This window comes from Kitasatospora sp. CB01950 (genome assembly GCF_001905465.1).
Taxonomy (GTDB): domain Bacteria; phylum Actinomycetota; class Actinomycetes; order Streptomycetales; family Streptomycetaceae; genus Kitasatospora.
Genome location: NZ_LISX01000028.1, coordinates 5,219 through 6,015, shown reverse-complemented (window position 1 = coordinate 6,015; position 797 = coordinate 5,219). Strand labels below are relative to the sequence as shown.

Below are 797 nucleotides of genomic sequence, written 5' to 3'. Positions count from 1 at the left end.
GCTCCGGAAGTGCCTTTCATTCCTGGTCAGTTGGCGTATGTGATTTATACGTCGGGGTCGACGGGTCGGCCCAAGGGTGTGGCGGTGTCGCATGCGGGGTTGGCGGGGTTGGCGGCGGCGCAGGTGGAGCGGTTCGCGGTGGACGGGTCGAGTCGGTTGTTGCAGTTCGCGTCGGTGTCGTTCGATGCGGCGGTGTCGGATGTGGTGGTGGCGTTGTCGTGTGGGGCGGCGTTGGTGGTGGCGGGTGCGGATGAGTTGGTGCCCGGTGGTGGTCTGGTGGAGTTGGTGGGGCGTCTGGGGGTGACGCATGTGACGTTGCCTCCGGCGGTGTTGTCGGTGCTGGCTCCGGGGGAGTTGGGGTCGGTGCGGACGGTGGTGTCGGCGGGTGAGGCGCTGACGGGGGAGTTGGTGGACCGTTGGGCCGGTGGCCGTAGGTTCGTGAATGCCTATGGTCCGACGGAGGTGACGGTGTGTGCTTCGATGTCGCGGCCGCTGGCGGTGGAGGGTGGTGGGGACATTGGTTCGCCGGTGCCGCACGCTCGGGTGTTCGTTCTTGACGAGTGGCTGCGTCCGGTGCCGGTGGGTGTGGCTGGTGAGTTGTATGTGTCGGGTGTGGGTGTCGCTCGGGGGTATGTGGGTCGTTCGGGGTTGACGGCGGAGCGGTTCGTGGCGTCGCCGTTCGAGGTGGGTGTGCGGATGTATCGCACGGGTGACCGGGTGAAGTGGCGGGTGGACGGCCGGCTGGTGTTCATGGGTCGTGCTGATGGTCAGGTGAAGGTGCGCGGGTTCCGGATCGA

1 protein-coding gene is annotated in these 797 nt (G+C 67.0%); it reads left to right on the top strand.

The features are described from left to right. Positions 1–797 (top strand): AMP-binding protein (locus AMK19_RS36365; protein WP_158071991.1); only part of this gene is annotated, 797 nt, incomplete at both ends.